Genomic DNA, 3,624 nt, shown 5'->3' on the forward strand with positions numbered 1-3,624 from the left:
CCGGCGGTGCCCGGCCGCACCCGCGCACCCGCACTGCTCATGGAGGTCGCCCCTGCCCCGCATCCCCAGCCCATGCCCCCTGTCCCGCGCCTCCTGCCAGCGCCGCCGCCAGCCCGCGCGCCGGGCCTTGCGGGGTTTTGTGCACCCGAGGTTGCACCAGGGCGGGGAAGCTGCTAACAGTGGATACTCGCGCACCCTCCTTCCTCGCCCCGTCCCGCCAGCCCCTGTTTTTCGCGCACAACCGGCAACCGCCAGGAGAGCCGCCATGAGCCTGCAATGCAAGACCATCGTCCTTGGCCCCACGGGCTGCCCGCTGTGCGTGCCTTCCGCCGTGTGGGACGAGATGCTGCTGCGCCGGGGCCCGCTGCCCCTGCGCGCCGGAACCGTGGCCCAGGCGGCCCGGGCGTTCCTGGCGGCCAGCCCCGGGCGGGCCCCGCGCCTGGCCGCCCTGCAATGCCTGCGCGTGTATTTCGACGACGCCGGGCTGGCCACGACGTGGCACCTGTCCGCCGTGACCATCGCCCCGGCCTGCCCCCTGGGCCCCGGCGCCGCGCCCGAGCCGGTCTACGACAAATTCAGCCGCGACCCGCTGTTCTGGTATCCGGACCGCGCCGAGCTGCGGGGCATGGCCGAGGCCCTCACCGCCGCATGGGCCCAGGGCGCCGCCGCGCCCCCGCGCCCCCGGACCCCGGCGCCGCCCCTGGCGGCGCCGCCGCCCGCGGCGGCCAGGACGCGGCCGGTCATCCCGCCCCGCTGACCTCCCCGCCGCCGCACCCCCGGAGCGAAACAAGGCCGCCGCCATGCAACGGCCTTGATCCAAACGCCGTTGCGTGCCATTGTGCCCCAGGAAAAAACCCGCCCGCCACACGAAGGACCGGACTGGAGCGCACCCGCATGGGACCCGGACCCAGCATCGACTCGCCCTACCACCGCACAAAACGCAACCTGGCGCGGGCCAACGGCTACCTGCGCCGCAAGGAATACCGCAAGGCCGTCCAGGCCGCCGTGGTGGCCTTCACCCTCAAGCCCCAATGCGTCCAGCTCGTGGGCAAATGCAAACACGAGCTGGAATTCCTGTGCATCGAGTTCTGCGACAACTTCAATTCCCACCCCGGCGTCATCGCCTTCATGCACGGCATCAAGATCCGCGCCCGGCCGTTCCTGGCCTACAGCCCGGGCTGCGAGGACATGGTGCGCGCCAAGCTGGACATCATCGGCGAACGCATGGCCGCCAAGGAGCGCGAGCGCGAGCAGCGGCGCCTGGCCGCCCTGGCCGAAAAGAAGGCCGCCTGGCTGGACAAGGGCCAGCAGGCCCTGGACCGGGGCAACCTTGCGCGCGGCAAGGCCTGGCTGCGCCGGGTGGCCGACGAGTTCGGCCACGAGCCGGGAGTGCTGGCCGACATCGGCTCGCGCCTGCTGGACAAGAACCTGCTGCCCGAGGCCGCCGACATCCTGGCCCAGGCCCGCGCGGCGGCCCCCCGGGACCACACGGCCTACACCCTGGGCATCCGCGCCTGCCAGGAGCTGAGCGAGATGGGCAAGGCCGAGGACATCTATCTCGCGGCCATCCGCCAGTTCGGCGGCCACCCCCTGACCTACCTGAACCTCGCGCGGCATTACCTGGCCTGGCGCAAGCGCGACAAGGCGTACGAATTCGCCCGCAAGGCCCTGGACGCCGACCCCGGGCTGGACGAAGCCCGCGAGATCGTCCGGCGCACGGGTTGACCCGTACGCCGGGCGCGGGTATGCAGTTTCCGCCCAGCCCCCAAGCACCAGAAGCCCCGGAGCCGCAATGGACCTCAAGGCCAGCCTGCGCCGCGCCCAGAACCTCGCCCTCGAACAGCTGCGCGAGATGGTCGTCGGCGACGACGGCTCGGGCGCCTGGGTCATCATGACCCTGGACGACCCGCGCTCCGACGCCCTGCGCCCCGGCTTCATCGTCGGCGCCCAGGGCCTGCGCTACCCCGAGGACCACGACCTCGCCGTGCGCCTCATGGCCCAGGGGCGATGACCGGGCGGGCGGGCCAGGCACCGCACCGCGCCCCCGAAACCCGGAGCCCTGCCCAGCCAGGCGCCCCGCAAGAACGGACCCCAGCAGGCACGCCATGACCGACTGCCCCCTGCCCACGGCCTTCGCCCCGGCGGAGCGCTCGACAAAAAACCAACTCCTGGCCGACGCCCGCCTGTTCCAGACCTCCGCCGCGTCCGAGGTGCTCGACGCCATGCCCTCGCCGGTGCTCGTGCTCAACGACTGCCGCCAGCTCGTGCATGCCAACCGCTCGCTGTGGCTGTACCTGGACCGCTCCGGGGCCGACCAGGCCCTGGGCCTGCGCCCCGGGGAGCTGTTCGACTGCGTGCACGCCCGCAAAACGCCCGGCGGCTGCGGAACCACCGAGTTCTGCCGCGAGTGCGGCGCCGTGGGCGCCATCCTGTCCAGCATCCGGGGGCTGGCCGCCACCCGCGAGTGCAACATGCTGCGCGAGGCAGGCGGCGAGGTCACGGCCCTGGACCTGCTGGTCCATGCGGAGCCCTTCGCCTCCCTGGGCCGCCCGCTGACCATCTTCACCATCCACGACGTGAGCCACGCCAAGCGCCGCCGCTACCTCGAACGGATATTCTTCCACGACATCATCAACAGCGCGGGCAACGCCACCGGGCTGGTGGAGCTGCTCCACGAGCAGGCCGAGGGCGGGCAGCGCCACGAGCTGGGCCTGCTGCTGCGCACCCTGACCCACCTGGTGGACGAGATCCAAAGCCAGAAAACCCTGCTGGCCGCCGAAAGCCAGGAGCTGGTGGCCCGCCCGGTCCGGGTGCGCTCCGACGAGCTGCTGGAGGCCCTGGCCGAACAGTACGCCCACCTGCCCCGGGCCGAGGGCCGGACCATCGTCGTCAACCACGACAGCGAGGCCCTGGCCCTGGTCACCGATCCGGCCCTGCTGGGCCGCGTGCTGGGCAACATGATCAAGAACGCCCTGGAGGCCACGCCCGCCGGGGGCAGCGTGCGCGCCTGGTGCCGGGCCGAGGACGGGCGCGTGCGCTTTTTCGTGCACAACCAGGGCTGCATCCCCCGGCCCATCCAGCGCCAGATATTCCGCCGTTCCTTCTCCTCCAAGGGCCAGGACCGGGGCCTGGGCACCTTCAGCATGCTGATGCTGGCCCAGAACCACCTGGGCGGCACGGTCCGCTTCACCTCCACCGAGGCCGAGGGCACCGTGTTCCTGGTGGATCTGCCCCGGGTTCTCGACAAGCCGTAAAAAAAGACCGGCCCGCGCATGGGCCGGTCTCCCGGTGGCGTGCCGCCTGGCGGCCCGCCGGGATCACTCCCTGGAAATGGCCTCGGCGGGGCAGGCGTCGATGGCCTCCTGCACGCAGTCCAGGGTGCTGTCGGGAGCCTTGCACACCGCCACGTCCCCGGCCTCGCTCATCTCGAAGACATCGGGGCACAGCTCCACGCAGGATTCGCAGCCCATGCACTCGTCGCTGATGACAATACCCATCTCTCGGACCTCCGTATTGGGTTGAAAGGCTTGCCATACTGCATAGGCCATCCGGCGCGTTTTTTCCAGGGGTTTTTCAATGTTGGCGGCGGCGCTCCGGGCAGGGGCGGCCCGGGGCGGACTCCCC

At 71.7% G+C, this 3,624-nt stretch carries 5 protein-coding genes; 4 read left to right on the forward strand and 1 reads right to left on the reverse strand.

Features of this window, described 5'->3' with window-relative positions; translation table 11 throughout:
• The first annotated feature begins 265 nt into the window (after positions 1-265).
• The 4 genes from M0P34_RS14340 to M0P34_RS14355 all read left to right on the forward strand — a co-directional run bounded on the left by M0P34_RS14340 (position 266) and on the right by M0P34_RS14355 (position 3,254).
• Positions 266-757: a hypothetical protein gene (locus M0P34_RS14340; protein ID WP_291500331.1), complete on the forward strand. Its 492-nt coding sequence runs from the start codon at positions 266-268 to the stop codon at positions 755-757.
• A 137-nt stretch (positions 758-894) separates the two neighbouring features.
• A complete protein-coding gene (locus tag M0P34_RS14345) occupies positions 895-1,725 on the forward strand; it encodes a hypothetical protein (RefSeq protein WP_291500333.1) in 831 nt (276 codons plus the stop codon).
• Between the two features lie 67 nt (positions 1,726-1,792).
• Positions 1,793-2,011 (forward strand): hypothetical protein, encoded by a 219-nt coding sequence (locus M0P34_RS14350; RefSeq protein ID WP_291500335.1) that lies wholly within the window; start codon positions 1,793-1,795, stop codon positions 2,009-2,011.
• 94 nt (positions 2,012-2,105) lie between these two features.
• Positions 2,106-3,254 (forward strand): HAMP domain-containing sensor histidine kinase, encoded by a 1,149-nt coding sequence (locus tag M0P34_RS14355; protein WP_291500337.1) that lies wholly within the window; start codon positions 2,106-2,108, stop codon positions 3,252-3,254.
• A gap of 63 nt (positions 3,255-3,317) precedes the next feature.
• On the opposite strand, the gene M0P34_RS14360 is transcribed toward M0P34_RS14355, so the two are convergent.
• Positions 3,318-3,497 (reverse strand): ferredoxin, encoded by a 180-nt coding sequence (locus M0P34_RS14360; protein ID WP_291500339.1) that lies wholly within the window; start codon positions 3,495-3,497, stop codon positions 3,318-3,320.
• Between the last annotated feature and the right edge of the window lie 127 nt (positions 3,498-3,624).

Source organism: Desulfocurvus sp. (assembly GCF_023230885.1).
Lineage (GTDB): Bacteria > Desulfobacterota > Desulfovibrionia > Desulfovibrionales > Desulfovibrionaceae > Desulfocurvus.